Origin of the sequence: Gilliamella bombicola (genome assembly GCF_900094945.1) — a bacterium.
GTDB classification, from domain to species: domain Bacteria; phylum Pseudomonadota; class Gammaproteobacteria; order Enterobacterales; family Orbaceae; genus Gilliamella; species Gilliamella bombicola.
In genome coordinates, this window is record NZ_FMAQ01000003.1 from 62,846 (window position 1) to 79,613 (window position 16,768).

A 16,768-nucleotide genomic window follows, 5' to 3' on the forward strand; every position below is an offset into this window, starting at 1 on the left:
GTGAAACAACAAAATAACAAGCTTACTGGTGCTGATTACTTAAAAGCAACACTCTGTAGCGCCGTATACGACGTGGCCGAAGTCACCCCGCTTGAAAAGATGGAAAAAATCTCAACACGATTAAACAACCAAATTTTTGTCAAGCGCGAAGACCGTCAACTCGTCCACAGTTTCAAAATCCGTGGTGCACAAGCCATGATAGCCAGCTTAAGTGAAGAAGAACGCAAATGTGGCGTTATTGCCGCATCGGCTGGCAACCATGCGCAAGGAGTGGCTTTTTCGGCTACAAAATTAGGAATCAGTTCTTTAATCGTCATGCCACTAACAACTGCCGATATCAAAGTTGAAGCAGTCAAAAGCTTTGGTGGCGAAGTACTCCTTTATGGCGCCAATTTTGACGAAGCCAAAGCCAAAGCCATGGAACTTGCAAAAGAGCAAAAACGCATCTTTATTCCACCGTTTGATCACCCACTGGTAATTGCTGGGCAAGGTAGTATTGCCATGGAATTATTACAACAAAATGCCAAACTTGATCGTATTTTTGTACCCGTGGGCGGGGGTGGCCTTGCTGCGGGTGTTGCAGTATTAATTAAACAAATCATGCCATCAATTAAAGTTATTGCAGTCGAACCTAAAGACTCCGCTTGCTTAAAAGCCGCATTAGATGCAGGTCATCCTGTTGATTTAGAGCGTGTCGGACTCTTTGCCGAAGGCGTGGCTGTCAAAAGAATTGGTGATGAAACATTCAGACTTTGCCAACAATATATTGATGATATTATTACCGTCGATAGCGACGAAATTTGCGCCGCAGTAAAAGACCTGTTTGACGACGTCCGTGCAATCGCCGAACCATCTGGCGCTGTTGCACTAGCAGGGCTAAAAAAATACGTAGAACAGTACAACATCAGTGGCGAAAACCTTGCTCACATATTATCGGGAGCGAACTTAAATTTCCACAACTTACGCTATGTATCAGAACGTTGCGAACTTGGCGAAAAACGCGAAGCACTCTTAGCCGTCACAATCCCAGAAAAGAAAGGTAGCTTCTTAAAATTCTGCCAACTTCTTGGTGGGCGCTCAGTGACTGAATTTAATTACCGCTATCATGACGAAAAGTCTGCTTACATCTTTGTCGGTATCAAAATAGCACAAAGCAACGAAAAAGATGACATCATGCAAGAGCTTACTGCTGCAGGTTACCCAGTTGTCGATCTAACCGAAGACGAAATGGCAAAACTGCATGTACGCTACATGATTGGCGGCAAACCATGCAAACCACTACAAGAGCAAGTGTACAGCTTTGAATTCCCAGAATCACAAGGCGCTTTGCTTAAATTTTTACAAACATTAGGCACTAATTGGAATATTTCAATGTTCCATTATCGTAGCCATGGCACCGATTATGGTCGAGTGCTTGCCGCGTTTGAAATTAGTGAAAATAGTAATAGTGAATTTGATGAACATTTGACCGAACTGGGTTATGGTTTTCATAATGAAACACAAAATCCATCGCTTCAATTGTTTTTGACAAATCAAGGGAAGTGATATTGTGTTTTTGTAAGGCAGTTTTTGTTAAAAAAACAGCCAGAAAAAACTTTAATAAAATCAATACCTTTTCTGACCGATTTTGGCAGAAAATCAGGCCTTTTTTGTTTTGGTGAATAGAATAAATGGAGTGCGGTGGTTTCGGACGTTTTGACCTTGGGTGGACAAAATAGCTATCGTGACCACGTCCGAGTCAGGGAATTAAAGCGAATTCCCTGACAACCCACGCTTTGGCTGCAGAATGTGGCCTGCGGCACTACTCGTATCATCCTGATACTCGCCTCTACGAGGCCATCTTCGCTGTGCTCAGATGTTCAAATTTGTTCCAGACAAATTTGTCCGACGCCGGCGCTCGGTCTTAACGCACCGTTTGTGATGCGTTCCCGACGCAAACATCCCTGTTTGGCGTGCTGACCTCACTCTGTTGTCGGCACATTCTAACGCCGGAATAGGACAAATAACATAATCATCGTTTTTGGGATGGGTTATTGTGTTTTTATAAGGCGGTTTTTGTTAAAAAACAGATAGAAAAAACTTCAATAAAATCAATACCTTTACTGACCAATTTTTGGGCGGAAAATCAGGCCTTTTTTGCTTTGGTGAATAGAATAAATTAAGTGCGGTGGTTTCGGACGTTTTGACCTTTGTTGATTAAGTGTTTGGAATGATTTAAGACATAAGTTTGCTTGTGCTAATGTGCTTAAAATTATAGCACATTACGTTTCGCCTGCCGATTACGATTATGTTTTATTTATCTTTTTTATGATTGCTTACTCATACAACAAATGAAAACTTACTATAAAAGCACCAAGACTATAGCCTATTGAATAATTAGGCGCTAGTTTTTTTGTTTCATTATATTATTTAGGTTTATTTTAAGGTATCTAAAAATAGTATAAATGCTCGTTTTTGTTCGATTGATAATTGTCGCCAGTGTTGCAATAAGCGGACATCAAGATCATTATGTTGTTTGTCGGTATATTTCGTTTCATAACTTTGTTGCTGTTCACCTATTTTATTATTTAATACCGAACCATTAAGATAGGTATCAAAATCAATAAAAAACCAACTTATTGGTGTTTTTAGGTGTTCTGCAATTTTAACAAAATGATCGAAGTTGATTTTATTTTCACCTCTTTCATAACGCGCTAATTGTTGTGGAGATAAGTTAATTTTTTCGGAAAGTTGAGCAACGGTCAAATCCATTTCTTTACGACGCAGTTGTATTCGTTTACCGACTATTTTATCTGTATTTGACGCTGCAAGTTTTACCATGCTGGAAATATCTAATATAAAAAATCATGATTATCATTGTCTGAGATTAAAATAATAATTAAATACCTTTTTAGGATTAAAAAAACAAATAAATTCCATTAATGGATTTTTTGATGTTTTAATCGTCAGATAGTCAGCTAAATATCAATTAAACAGATTCATCAAGTTATATTTTGTATTTTCCTTTAGTGAAATAACGTTATCTTTAGCAACAATCAAATGATCTAATACGATAACATCAATAAACGCTAATGCATTTTTAATTTTAGCGGTTACTGAGATATCCAATAAACTAGGCTCTTTATCGCCACTTGGATGATTATGAACCAAAATGATGGCCATTGCTTGGTGATATAATACCTGCTTTATAATTTCTCGAGGGTAAACGCTTGACTCATTAATAGTGCCACGAAATAGCTCCTCTAATGCAATAATTCTATTTTGACTATCTAAATACAAAACACAAAAAGCCTCGTAATCGTATAATCCTAAATGAAATATAAAATAATCCTTAACATGATCTATTGTGGATATCTTTTTCCCTACTTGTATATATTTTTTCATGACTTTTTTTGCTTGATTAATTATAGCTAAGTCTTTTTGATTGATTATCATCATAAATATCTACTTTGTTATTATTATTGTTTATCTTAATATAAAATAACGACAGATTTTGTCATATTTAATAAATGTGTAGGGAAATAAAAATGTACGAAAAATCATGGGATTTATTTGATCTTGCTTTCGAATTGCAAAATAGTGCTGAAGGATTATCGTTAGATGAGATCCAACGGCGTTATAACGTTTCACTACGAACAGCACAACGTATGTGTGCTGGATTGCGTGATTATTTTCCAAATATGGAAGAGTATTCAACAAATGGGCGCTGCAAGCGATGGCGGATTTCATCTCAACAGATGAATGCGCTTTTTACTTTTTCCCCGCAAGAGCTTTCAGCCTTGCAGGCTAGTGTGAATTTTTTAGAACAACATAATTTACACGAGCAAGCTAAATCACTGGTTAGTTTAGAAACGAAAATTAAGAATTTATTACAATCTCAAAAACGTAAAAGAAACCTTGAAGATGAAACAGAAGCGTTATTGAAAATTGAAGGATTAGCCTTTCGTCCTGGTCCTCAGTTTCATTTAGATGCAGAAATACTCAATGCATTACGAAACGCTTTGCTTAATAAAAAACAAATAAAAATAAAGTACTACAACAAAAATAGTGGAAAATATAGCCATAACACTTTAGAGCCTTACGGAATTTTATATAGTGAACGAAATCATTACCTTTTAGCAAGACACAGCGATAACTATTATGGACAACAGATCCATCATTTTATTTTGCATAATATAGAACAGATTAATATTTTAGAACTTAGTTATAAGCTCCCCGATTCATTTAATTTAACTGATTACTGTCAAGATATGTTCGGTGTCTTTAAAGAGAAGCCTTTTGATGTGGAGTGGCGTTTTAGTCCTGAAGTGGCAAAAGAAGTTAAACATTATGTCTTCCACCCAACTCAAACTATGATCGAAAATAAAGATAAATCAATAACCATTAAATTTAAAGCTGGCGGCGCCCTTGAAATGTCTTGGTATTTATATATGTGGGGCGATATGGTGGAAGTCATTAAACCCGTTGATTTTTGGGATTGGTTTGATGAAGAGTAGCGAAAATAAACTAAACAAATACATCACGTAATAGTAAAAATTATTCTTTTCTATGTCAGATCTTGACACATATCATTATTAATATAATCAAACTAGTTATTAACAATAAATTCCATTAATAGATTTTAAATTTAATTTAAATCCAATTATGGACTTTAAAAAATAACTAGTCTACAATTAAATTTTTAACATTCATAAAAAGGAAAAAACGATGAAGAAATTACTATATATCTCAATATTAGGTTTTTTTTTAACAGGTTGTGGGGATGGTATGCCACCTAGCTGTGATAGCAAAGATGCAAAAAAACTATTGAATGAAATAATAACAAAACAAGGTGGTGGTCAATTTTCTTTTATTAACATTAGCGATCAATTAACGCTTAACGAAGATAAAGAACAAAAGAGATACTTATGCCAAGCAAACGTTTCTTTTGGTGGTAATGGATCATTTCCTGTTAAATATTCTGTATTTTTAGACAAAAAAAATAAAAACTATTTTTTTGTTAAAATTGTTAACTAACTAATTAAAAAGGAAATATAGCATGTCATTACTAGATAAAATAAAAGAACAACAAAATAAAAGCATTTCTTCACACATTAAATATATTAAAGGTGAATATGGGCTTGCAAAAACATTTTGGCTGTTTTGGTTCCTTCCTATCGTTGTAATTACAATCGTTGATAAGTTTATACGTTCAAGTTCAGGACTATTTAGTAGCAATATTATGATTATCATTTGGTCAATAACCACGTTATTTGCTGTCTATAATACAACCAATGAAAATAATAAAAATATATGGAAAATCATATCATTAATATTTATAAGTTTAACAGTCATCACTCGAATATTTACAATTTTTATTAGATGATTATTAATAAGATCCTAAGTAGGATCTTATTAATTGACTAAATATCAAGCTGAAAGGAATAATATGAAAAATAACGTACGTCATTTATTAGTTTTTTGTTGGCTAATTTTTACCACTCTTACCGTTTGTGCCGATAACACCCCCTATTCATCGGCCAAAACACCTTTATACAAAAACCTGTATTACAATATGCCTAAAAATGAAGTAATGCAGCAATATAACACTGAACAAGATCCAGACAATCAAAATCAGCTGATAAGTTACAACCAAAGCTTTCTCGGTTTTCAATGGACAATGATACTTATTTTTAACCAAAATAATCTTTTAGAATCTGTTTACCTTGAAACAGATTCTGATGCCAACGGTAATAAACTATGGACATTACTGGCTGCGATAGGCAAAAACTTTTCTATTGTTTATGGTACACATGATTCCAACAGTATTGACTTTGTATCTATCATAAAAGAAAAAGGTCAAAATGCCACTCAGAAAGCTTTTGAGGATTTTTGGCTAGATGCTATTTCTCATTCTACATCGTTAAATATTATTGCTATCGACAATGATTCTGTGCAAGGTGTTCTTGGAAAAGTCAATAATTATATGTCATTACTTCACCGAATGCCTGATACAGCAAGACAAGCCGAACTCGTTGTTGTGTCAGATGAAGATGATAATATCTGTTTAGGTGTAAATTTTACATTACCTAAAAAACAACTTATAAACGTTCAAAATCAATCAAATGAAGATTTTTAATATCCTTTTCTAATCCACACATATTTATAGAAATATTAAAAATAACTTTTATAAGCTAAAAAATAAAAATATATTTAATGATATAAGGTGTATTTAAAATGAGAAAAGTCTTCGCAACAATATTTACATTGTTAATATTAATCTTGCCAATTTCAAGTTTTGCAATCACACAACAAAACACATCTAAACCTAACTACTTATTATGGTTTATTTCAATTGTTGTCCTACTTATAATTGCTGCCTATGGTATTTATAAAAGCAACAAACGCGAAATTACAGTTTTTGCTAACTATACCGATGTTGGATTTGTGATAGCATCAGTACTAGTACCCGTCATTTTTTTAGCCACTATGCATTGGTTGAATGTACCACCAGACATAACGCTATACGTTTGTATTGCAGCATTTGCCATATTCTTAGTTGCTATCGCCAAAGCAACGTTTTTATATAATAACAATATTCAAGATTTTATATTGGCTTTCTATACAAAGATGTTTATTCCTTTTATCGCAATAACTTGTATTATTATCGCTTTAATAATTTCTATAACTTTAAAAAGAGAAAAATATGAAAGAAGAACCAGACATTCGCAAAGAGTAACTGACACAGCATTAGCGGGATTTACATCAGCTTTTTTAATCGTAAGCTTAGTATTACATAACGATAAATTTGTATCTATTTCAGATTATTTATCGGGAAAAAAATAAGAATAAAGCACTAACCTCTAATCCTTTAGGTTAACATTAACACTTCTAAGATAAACAATTTTAATAGGCCATTGTACTTAACAAAATAGTTTTGCTAAGTAGGCTAAATAAAGAATATATATATATTATTTTTATGAAAAGTTTAATCTATGGGATTTGCTTCTTTATTAATGACAATACAGTAATTAATCACATAATCTGTTTGGTTACTTAAGCTATCTGGTTTTATCTAATATTTGCAATATTATTAACTCATCTAATTAATATTCTAATTCACGAATAAATGTACTCCTTTTTACTCCATCATCAGTCATACAATAACCACTTGTCCAATCACCATATTCATTATGTTTTAAATAAACACATTTAAAATCACTAGGTGTGAAGTTCTCTACTTTTCTATCTGATTGCCAGATATTCATGTCTGTTTTTGGAAAACTATTTATTTTAGATTTATCATCTGTAATAACAGAAGTCTTTGTAGTGCTTTCTAATACTTCCCCATATTGATTATAAGAAATATCACCTTGGTATGAAATAGATACTAGTTGTTCATTATTTTCATCTAAAATGGCAGTAATATAATTATTACTATCTAACTCAATCGACGCATCTATGCCTGAGTAGTGAATTGTTTTTTTACGATAGTCGATATTCACATTTTGTGACTTATCATTAATCAATACTTTTTCAATTAAACCATCTGAATTTGATTCAATCATTGTATAAACTATTGTATTAGTATCTAATAAACTCATTATGATTTTTTGTTTTGTAATTGGTTGTTTATTAGGTATTAACATCGGATATAAAATCCAATTATACGTATTTGTAATTAATGTGTTTCGTTTAACCTTAATTTCAGCATGAGGACTGAAAGAAATAGATACTAATAAACTAAATATTAATTTTTTCATCATCATTTATTTTTCCGCGTTACAAATTTTTCTAATTCATTATCGTCGTAAAAACATTTCATAATAGTCGACTTTAACGACTTAAAATAATTTATTGTAGTTCGTTTTACTATCAATCCTCAATTTTCATTTGTATCTGTTAAACGCTATCATTTTTCATATTTTTAATATTAACTAAAAACCTCTTATTATTATTCCCATATGGGAGCGCTCGTTTCTTTGCATTATATATAATGATACAATCATAAATAATAGTAAAATATATCTAATATAATAATTTTTTTTCAAAAAAAATTTATTACAATTACAAATGCATTTAATAATAAAACTTGATACTTTTTGAAATAACCTGTAACAACAAAAACATAACCATATGAATTTTAAATGTAAAAAGAAATACCACCATGACTAATAAAGACAATTTTACCAACCACACCCCAATGATGCAGCAGTATTTAAAACTTAAAGCTGAAAATCCTGATATTTTGCTTTTTTATCGCATGGGTGATTTTTATGAGATGTTTTATGATGATGCCAAGCGTGCCTCGCAGCTTTTAGATATTTCGCTCACAAAGCGTGGCTCGTCAAATGGTGAACCGATTCCTATGGCGGGTGTACCGTACCATGCGGTTGAAAGTTATTTAGCCAAGTTAATATCGCTAGGTGAGTCGGTGGCTATTTGTGAACAAATTGGCGATCCGGCAACGAGCAAAGGACCTGTTGAGCGCAAAGTTGTGCGTATTGTCACGCCGGGCACGGTCAGTGATGAATCATTGTTAGAAGATCGCAAAGATAATTTACTTGCTTCAATCTGGCAACATAAAAATCATTATGGTTACGCCACGCTTGATATTAGTTCTGGTCGCTTTTATGTGTTTGAATGTGATAGTTTCGAAGCAATGCAAGCTGAATTACAACGCACCAATCCTGTTGAATTGCTATATCCAGAAGAATTTCAATCCATGCCATTAATTGAACATCGCCATGGTCTGCGCCGTCGTCCACAATGGGACTTTGATCTTGAAACGGCAAAACAACAGCTTAATTTGCAATTTGGCACTAACGATTTAGTTGGATTTGGTGTAGAAGCGTGCAATTATGCTCTTTGTGCGGCCGGTTGCTTATTGCAATATGTTAAAGATACCCAGCGCACCGCACTACCCCATATACGTTCAATAATCAAACAATCAGCATATGACTTTGTGGTATTAGATGCCGCAACACGCCATAACTTAGAAATAACCGAAAACTTATCGGGCGGTACATCTAATACTGTTGCTGACGTGCTAGATAAAACGCAAACCGCTATGGGCAGTCGAATGCTTAAGCGCTGGCTGCATTCTCCCATTCGCGATATTAAGATTTTGCAAAACCGCCAAGATGCCATTGCCGAATTACAACATCATATTGATGACGCATTACCGTTATTAAAACAAATGGGCGATCTTGAACGTGTTTTAGCAAGATTGGCACTACACACGGCTCGCCCACGGGATTTTGCGCGTTTGCGTGATGCTTATAACTTGTTGCCACAGTTACATCTTTTATTAGGACAATTTAATTCACCTTATTTACAGGCTTTACGTGCCAACATTAATCAATTTGATCATATTGCAACATTATTAAATAACGCAATTGTTGAAGTGCCACCGGCGATTATTCGTGATGGTGGCGTGATTGCAACAGGTTATCATAGCGAATTAGACGAACTGCGTAATCTGGCCGATGGCGCAACCAATTACCTTGAACAACTTGAAATAAGAGAGCGAGAAACACTCGGCATTGATACATTAAAAGTCGGATTTAATGCCGTTCACGGCTATTACATCCAAATTAGTCGTGGACAAAGCCACCTTGCACCGATTCATTATACAAGACGTCAAACACTGAAAAATGTAGAGCGTTATATTATTCCAGAACTGAAAGAGTACGAAGATAAAGTACTTACTTCAAAAGGTCGAGCATTAACGCTTGAAAAACACCTTTACGAACAACTGTTTGATCTATTAATGCCCGACTTAGCTGATATGCAAACCAGCGCAGAAGCGATTGCGGAACTTGACGTTTTAACTAATCTTGCCGAGCGAGCATTAACACTCAATTATCAACGTCCAACATTGTCAACACAAGCAGGTATTGAGATCCAAGACGGACGTCATGTTGTCATTGAACAAGTGCTACAAACGCCGTTTATTCGCAATTCGCTGCACCTTTCACCAACAAGACGAATGCTGATTATTACAGGTCCTAATATGGGCGGAAAGAGTACCTACATGCGCCAAGCCGCATTGATTGTATTGCTTGCTTACATTGGTAGCTTTGTCCCTGCATCAAAAGCAGTAATTGGACCTGTTGATCGCATTTTTACGCGCATTGGTGCTTCTGATGATTTGGCGTCTGGTCGTTCCACTTTTATGGTCGAAATGACCGAAACGGCCAACATTATGCACAATGCAACAAAACAGAGCCTAGTATTAATGGATGAAATTGGTCGAGGAACCTCAACTTACGATGGGCTTTCGCTTGCTTGGGCCTGTGCCGAAAATCTTGCCAATGAAATCCAATCAATGACACTATTTGCCACCCACTACTTTGAACTAACGCAACTCCCCGAGCATATGCAAGGCGTTTATAACGTCCATTTTGATGCCATTGAACATGACAACACGGTCGCTTTTATCCACGAAGTTTCTGAAGGTGCCGCTAGCAAAAGTTTCGGAATTGCCGTGGCAGGGCTTGCTGGCGTGCCTAAAACGATTTTGAAACGAGCTAAACAAAAATTAAAAGAGTTAGAAGTTATCTCAAAACAATCGGCTAACAGCAGCATCGATAAATCACAACTCTCTTTTATAAACGAACCAGAACCTTCAGAAGTTGAAGAAGCGTTAAAACAGATCGACCCTGACGCGTTAACACCAAAACAAGCCTTAGAAATTTTATATCAATTAAAAAAGTTGGTGTGATTTAAATAGCCACTAATTGTTCTATTGCGATATTATTCTAAAAAAACCGCTAGATGTGATTTCTAGCGGTTGGTTTTAATTATTAATAGCATCTAGAATTTAAAAAATTAAGCCCAATTTTTCTTCTTAGATGTTTTACCTATGCCCGGATTAAGACTGTTTGTAGGATCAAGCTCTTGATAGAATTTTTTCAAATCCTCATTGGCATGATACAAATGCCCCACATTGTGCTCGGCTGGATATTGCGCACCACGCTGATCAAGCAATGCTAAAATCTCCTCCTTAACTTTATCGCAATCTACCCCTTTTTTAGCAATATAATCTTGATGAAACACATAACAGAAAAAATGCCCATAATACATTTTGTAAATAAAGTTTTGATCGATGTTTTCTGGCAGTGTTTCAAACCAATCGGTATCATTACGCCTTAGTGCAATATCTAATGCAACAATGTTTTCTACTGTTTTGCTATGTACATTTCGGTAAGACGTTGCGGCACCAGCGGCTGCAAAACGGTGTAACATAGCCGCTTCGGCCTCTTTTTCATTACACAAAAAATAATTACCATTTTTATTTTGAAAATAGTCTTTCAAAAAAGCTTCAGCTTCAGCAATCCCGTCATCTGCCATCTTTAAAATAAGATGATGTTCATAACGATCACGATAATCACGCAACGACTTTGGTAAATGATTAGGTAAAAATTTGCAAGCAAATATAGAAAACCGATCCGAAAAGTTTTTAGGGAAGAATGGAATTTTCGCCGTAACACGATCAACCCAATTTTTAAAAACAAACATGCGCGGCATCATATCGGTACCTAACTTCTTAATAGCTAAAAAGGTCGGTTTTCCATAAACCGCAGCAATATCAAACGCCACACGATGTATATATTCACCCGACACAGGCAACGTTTTAAACTGCCCTAAAATATGGCGACGAATACCATTTAGTTCATTAATATCATTGGTACCGATATAAAATACTGCCGATTTTTGCTCAAGTGGAAAAGTATCAAGACGCACCGCAAAAACCATCAAGCGCCCTGCACTACCTGATGCTTCATAATGACGAGCGGGATCAGCATTAAATCGTGCAGGCGTATCAGCATCAATTTCACGAACATGATCACAATAATGATGATCATGCCCTAAACCAGCATCACGTTTAATATCCTTATCGGTATAGGTATGATTTTGTAGGTTCTGTAAAATCGTTTCTGGATCATCCCCCAGTTCAATCCCTAAATGATTCACTAAGCGCAACTGCCCTTGCTGGTCTAATTGCGCAAACACTGCCATTTGTGTATACGCAGGCCCACGCTGAATAAGTGCGCCACCAGAATTATTACAGACCCCTCCCATCACAGAAGCGCCAATGCAAGATGAACCAATGACCGAATGAGGTCCACGATGATATTTTTTTAACTCTTTTTCTAACCTAAATAATGTACTACCCGGCAAACAAACAACCTGCTCACCATTTTCAATCACCTTAATACCATCTAATCGACGAGTACTGACAATCACAATGGGACGATCATAATCATTACCATCTGGGGTAGATCCCCCTGTTAAGCCCGTATTGGCTGATTGTGTGATAACAATCACGTCCGCTTCAACACACGCTTTTAATACCTGCCACTGCTCGACTAACGTCCCGGGTAAGACAACGGCCAATGCATCACCCTCACCAAAACGAATACCTTGACGATAAGGTAACGTACGGTTAGGGTTCGTTAAAGTATATTTATGTCCAACAATACCTTGTAGCTGCTCAATGAGTTGAGCTGTTTGATTACTTTTCATATCGGTATTTCCTATGCATATTGAAGATTGGGTTGTGTTAATAATGGTTATTAAATAACCACCCATCTTAACCAAAAGCAATACAATAAGCTATCGGTATTTTATTAGAATAAACTAAACGTATTTAAGCTACTTTTTACAACAAAATCTGCCCAACTTGAATAACAAAAAAGTGGACTAATTTATTGTGCTTGCTCTCCCTTTTGGGCATTTTTTAACAAAATTTGTTGGCGCTCATGTTGATCAAAAAAAGTCCACGCGACAAATCTGCTAATTTTTTGCCCTTGTGCCATGGGAATAATATGGCTTTGAACGACATTGGCTTGTTTCAACTTTTTGTTGATTAACGATAAAGTCTCTTTTTTCGACACTAATGACGTAAACCACAGGCATTGGGTTTTATATTCAATACTTTCGCGAATCATATTAGCAATAAAAGCGGCCTCGCCCCCTTTGCACCATAACTCAGCATGTTGCCCACCAAAGTTAAGTATGGTTTTTGGGTTTGAATGCGTTAATTTACCTAACTTCTTCAGTTTGGTTTGTGCACTTGCCTGCGCATCTTGTTCCGAAGCATGGAAAGGTGGATTACATAGCGTTAACGCATAAAATTCGTTAGGCTTAATAATATGCTTAAAAATGGCTTGACTATCTTTTTGTAATCGACACTGCACGGTGTTTTTTAGTAACGCATTGGCTTGTATTATTAACGAGGTAACCTTGATAGCCGCTGGATTGATATCGCTTCCCACAAACGACCAACCATATTCAGCACAACCAATAATGGGGTAAATCACATTGGCACCAACGCCAATATCTAAAACGCGAATTTGCTTACCTGTCGGAATGCTATTTTGATTATCTTGTGCCAATAAATCGGCTAAATAGTGAATATAATCCGCTCGACCGGGAATGGGCGGACATAAGTAACCATCTGGAATATCCCAATAATTCATTTGGTAATCATTAAATAACAACGCTTTATTTAACATTTTAACCGCCAGCGGATCGGCAAAATCGATCGATACATTGCCATATGGATTCGGCTTTACATATTGAGACAATTCTGGAAGTCTATTGATGAGTTTTGCAAAATCATAACCGTTTCGATGTTTGTTTCGGCAATGTAATTGGGGCTTTTTTAATGAGGTTTGCACGGTTGTCCTATTTTATTCAAAATCAAATAATCGCTATTATAACGGCTTAACTGCAATATACGAAAACTGAACCTATAAGTTGATCAGAATTGTCATGGTGGGGGTAAAATAAAGTTTTTTTATTTTGGTGGATATGATTATGGATTAGGTGCAGGGGGTTCGGACGTTTTGACTTTTGATGAATAAAATAGCTACAGCGACCACGTCCGAGTCAGGGAAATAAAGTGAATTCCCTTTGCAATCCTGCGCTTGGCTGCAGAATTTGGCCTTCGGCTGCCTGATGCCGGAATAGGACAAACAACATAACCATCGTTTTTGAGAAGGGTTATTGTGTTTTTATAAGGCGGTTTTTGTTAAAAAACAACCGAAAAACTTTAATAAAATCAGTACCTTTTCTGACCGTTTTTTTTGGTAATTAAATGGCTGTTATTAAAGTGCTTTATTCGTGGTTTTGTTGATTTGTTGTATGCTGACGCTTTGCTTAGGTTGTGTAAGTGATTGATTTAGCTTAAAAACAGCAAAATAAAAACTTCAATAAAATCAATACCTTTCCTGACCGATTTTTACTATGTTATTTTTATAGATTACCGTGTGTTTTTTTTAACTTTGTTTTTAGGGCCAAGTCAGTTGGTGTTTTTTGATATAACTAAAATCAAAAACCATTCGCACTCCAGTCGGGAAGTTGCAACCTAAGATGCGTATGTCGCTGATTTAGCCGTATCCCCTTACTTTATTACTTTTATCAGCAAGCTTGCGTGACAATTTCAGGTAAAAAGCTTGGATGATGAATAAGTGCTGTGCCAGTAGTGCTCATTTTACTGGTAGGCATATTATGCCTAGCATTTAATAGATGCCATCAGTTGAATTAACACCACTGTATTAAAGTACACAACAAACACTTATCCTTACCACCAACTGCTTGGTTATTCTTATTTATTTCCCCCTGCCCCCACGCCAGCCACGCTTTTAGTGTGGGTGGTGGGGGCGCCGATTGTGGCTTCGCCGCCACAGTGCAACTCTAAGGGAAAATGCCCCAACTTACGCGGGGGCTTTATTCTTTGTTAGATTATCCTCTATCTGCACCATAACCGCCCCCGCGGCCTAAGGATTAAGGACTAAGATATAAAAGCTAAGGTGCGATGCAAACAGTGTAAATGCTGAGGCTGCTGAGATTGTAGCGGTCGACATTGCCGTAGAACGAGTTGACAGTGAAGGCATGGCTACCTGATACGTCGCTTGTCCAGTAGGTGCCGCCGAATAAGCCCGTATCATAGTAGCTGGACATGCGGCCCCACTCCGCGAAAAAACCAGCACCTATGTGACGCATGTAACGATTAACAGATGAACTAGGCGTGCCGCTATCTATACCATTTACACAAGGGAATGAAGAAGATATACCACACTTCGCGTTAGTTAAATCACTTACCCGTGCCAAACGATAACCCAAACTTCTACACCAAGATATTTGGTTAGACTGTGTATCCCGTTTATCACCCCGATTGACAAACCACTGCTTTAACACAAATCCATACCTCATCTCATTACCTGCACTATCCCTACCCACCAATTCAAAGGTCTGTGGCAAAGACAACGGAGTAAGCGGACTAGGATTATTTGAATTTATCTGAGTATCATCAGCCCTAGGACCGCTTAATGTTACCTTACCCCAACTATCGACTGTAGCTGTTATTCCACCACGAGAAACAGAAGACCACGTAAACCGACGTCCATCTACTCCTTCTGGCATCTCTAACTCAAAATACAACCCATCAGCACCCGTTGTAGGAAAATTTCGGTCGTAAGAGGATGAATCATTAGACTGAGTTAAAAAACCCTTATGAAAATCCCATATGTTAGCTGGGCCGGCGGAATCTCCTGAGCCATAAGAAGTAATCGGCCTTGCGTGACTCACAAAGTAACAAACACCAGAACTACTGTCATACGGATTGATATAATATGTCACCGTCTGACCGCTAAAATCAGTCCTATTAGGAACCCCGTACCGTGTTTGTAAATATCCCCCTGTACTTCTTAAGGTTACCCTATAAGGAGCCTTACATTTATCTAATGCATCACTACGACTTACTGTATTACCATTATTATCCGTAAATGATACCGATATATTCCCCGATGCGGTAACGCCATTTGTACCCTGACCATCCCCATCATCATCACGCCAATAATTATACCTAGTGATTAAATCACTTATACTCACTGAACTAACCGATGATGGGACTATCATATCTATATCATCCAAAGTACTTCCTGCATAAGGTAATCTTATTGGATTTGATACACTTGATGTATTAGTAGACGGCGTGATGACTTGGCCATCCTGCAACTTAATAGACAACAAACTATCCGTTGATGTGGCCCTTGTTTGGCCACCATCAAACGTTAAATACGGGGCACTACCCACGATATATTTTGATGTATAAGCCGTTAATGCCACAGAACACTCTGCATATGACAACAATAACAACGCGAAGAACAACGACAATCTAGGTAATCTAAATAATCTTAGTAAGCTTGGTAATTTAGATAACCTAAATAAACTAGGTAACTTAAGTAAGATAAAGAAATTAGAAAAGTTAAGTAAGCTAAGTAAAAAACTTAACCCCGACGATCTCGCCAAGCGCGATGAGCTCGATAACCTCGGTGATGAAAATAAGAACTGTGTCTGATTTCGACTACGGTGAAATTGAAAAAGATTTAGGGCGTAGGTTTGGCAGGCCATGTGCCATGTGCCATGTGCCATAAATGGTAACGCATTTCGATCATCCTGTCAAGTAAATTTTTGTTTTATTTACACTTTTTATAACTAACTGCTCAACTAACGAGCTTTCCCTTGCTTTGAAAGCTCCTAAATTATAGTCGCTTGATTAATAATGCGCTAGTTTTTCCGTTAAAAATTTGTAAAGTTTTGTTAAAGATTGAGTCAACCTACGTTGGCGGGCTTTTGGGGAAATAATTTTGGGGGGGATTTTATATTATTAATATTCCGTGACAATATTATTCCCAATCCTTACTAAGAATCTTAGAATTCGATAAACTTCAAACACTTTGTTATAATTTGCGTCACTTTAAAATCAAAATACCAA

13 protein-coding genes are annotated in these 16,768 nt (G+C 36.2%); 7 read left to right on the top strand and 6 right to left on the bottom strand.

What is annotated here, in order from left to right; all coding sequences use genetic code 11:
- Entirely contained in the window at positions 1-1,545 is a 1,545-nt protein-coding gene (gene ilvA, locus GA0061081_RS04165; protein ID WP_245176378.1) for a threonine ammonia-lyase, biosynthetic, read from the top strand.
- Positions 1,546-2,415: 870 nt separating this feature from the next.
- Here ilvA and GA0061081_RS04170 read toward each other — a convergent pair.
- Together GA0061081_RS04170 and radC are read right to left on the bottom strand one after the other, a co-directional pair.
- Positions 2,416-2,820, bottom strand: a complete 405-nt coding sequence (locus GA0061081_RS04170; RefSeq protein WP_091347358.1) for a helix-turn-helix domain-containing protein — start codon at positions 2,818-2,820, stop codon at positions 2,416-2,418.
- 144 nt (positions 2,821-2,964) lie between these two features.
- Positions 2,965-3,438, bottom strand: coding sequence for a RadC family protein (radC, locus tag GA0061081_RS04175; RefSeq protein WP_091347360.1), 474 nt, complete (start codon positions 3,436-3,438; stop codon positions 2,965-2,967).
- Positions 3,439-3,527: 89 nt separating this feature from the next.
- On the opposite strand from radC, the gene GA0061081_RS04180 reads away from it, so the two are divergent.
- From GA0061081_RS04180 to GA0061081_RS04200, 5 genes are all read left to right on the top strand, one after another.
- A complete protein-coding gene (locus tag GA0061081_RS04180; protein ID WP_167349297.1) occupies positions 3,528-4,496 on the top strand; it encodes a helix-turn-helix transcriptional regulator in 969 nt (322 codons plus the stop codon).
- 211 nt (positions 4,497-4,707) lie between these two features.
- Positions 4,708-5,016, top strand: coding sequence for a hypothetical protein (locus GA0061081_RS04185; RefSeq protein WP_091347363.1), 309 nt, complete (start codon positions 4,708-4,710; stop codon positions 5,014-5,016).
- 22 nt (positions 5,017-5,038) lie between these two features.
- Positions 5,039-5,365: a hypothetical protein gene (locus tag GA0061081_RS04190; RefSeq protein ID WP_091347365.1), complete on the top strand. Its 327-nt coding sequence runs from the start codon at positions 5,039-5,041 to the stop codon at positions 5,363-5,365.
- Between the two features lie 63 nt (positions 5,366-5,428).
- Entirely contained in the window at positions 5,429-6,118 is a 690-nt protein-coding gene (locus GA0061081_RS04195) for a hypothetical protein (protein ID WP_091347367.1), read from the top strand.
- Between the two features lie 98 nt (positions 6,119-6,216).
- Complete coding sequence (locus tag GA0061081_RS04200; RefSeq protein WP_091347369.1) at positions 6,217-6,825, top strand: hypothetical protein; 609 nt, start codon at positions 6,217-6,219, stop codon at positions 6,823-6,825.
- Between the two features lie 260 nt (positions 6,826-7,085).
- On the opposite strand, the gene GA0061081_RS04205 is transcribed toward GA0061081_RS04200, so the two are convergent.
- Entirely contained in the window at positions 7,086-7,547 is a 462-nt protein-coding gene (locus GA0061081_RS04205; RefSeq protein ID WP_141683331.1) for a hypothetical protein, read from the bottom strand.
- A gap of 599 nt (positions 7,548-8,146) precedes the next feature.
- Here GA0061081_RS04205 and mutS point away from each other — a divergent pair.
- Complete coding sequence (gene mutS / locus GA0061081_RS04210) at positions 8,147-10,705, top strand: DNA mismatch repair protein MutS (RefSeq protein ID WP_091347373.1); 2,559 nt, start codon at positions 8,147-8,149, stop codon at positions 10,703-10,705.
- Positions 10,706-10,812: 107 nt separating this feature from the next.
- Here the strand turns inward: mutS and dld are convergent, their stop codons facing one another.
- The 3 genes from dld to GA0061081_RS04225 all read right to left on the bottom strand — a co-directional run bounded on the left by dld (position 10,813) and on the right by GA0061081_RS04225 (position 16,425).
- Positions 10,813-12,510 (bottom strand): D-lactate dehydrogenase, encoded by a 1,698-nt coding sequence (dld, locus tag GA0061081_RS04215; protein ID WP_091347375.1) that lies wholly within the window; start codon positions 12,508-12,510, stop codon positions 10,813-10,815.
- A gap of 182 nt (positions 12,511-12,692) precedes the next feature.
- Positions 12,693-13,667 (bottom strand): 23S rRNA (adenine(1618)-N(6))-methyltransferase RlmF, encoded by a 975-nt coding sequence (gene rlmF, locus GA0061081_RS04220; RefSeq protein ID WP_091347377.1) that lies wholly within the window; start codon positions 13,665-13,667, stop codon positions 12,693-12,695.
- A gap of 1,129 nt (positions 13,668-14,796) precedes the next feature.
- Entirely contained in the window at positions 14,797-16,425 is a 1,629-nt protein-coding gene (locus GA0061081_RS04225; protein WP_141683332.1) for a hypothetical protein, read from the bottom strand.
- Positions 16,426-16,768 lie beyond the last annotated feature (343 nt).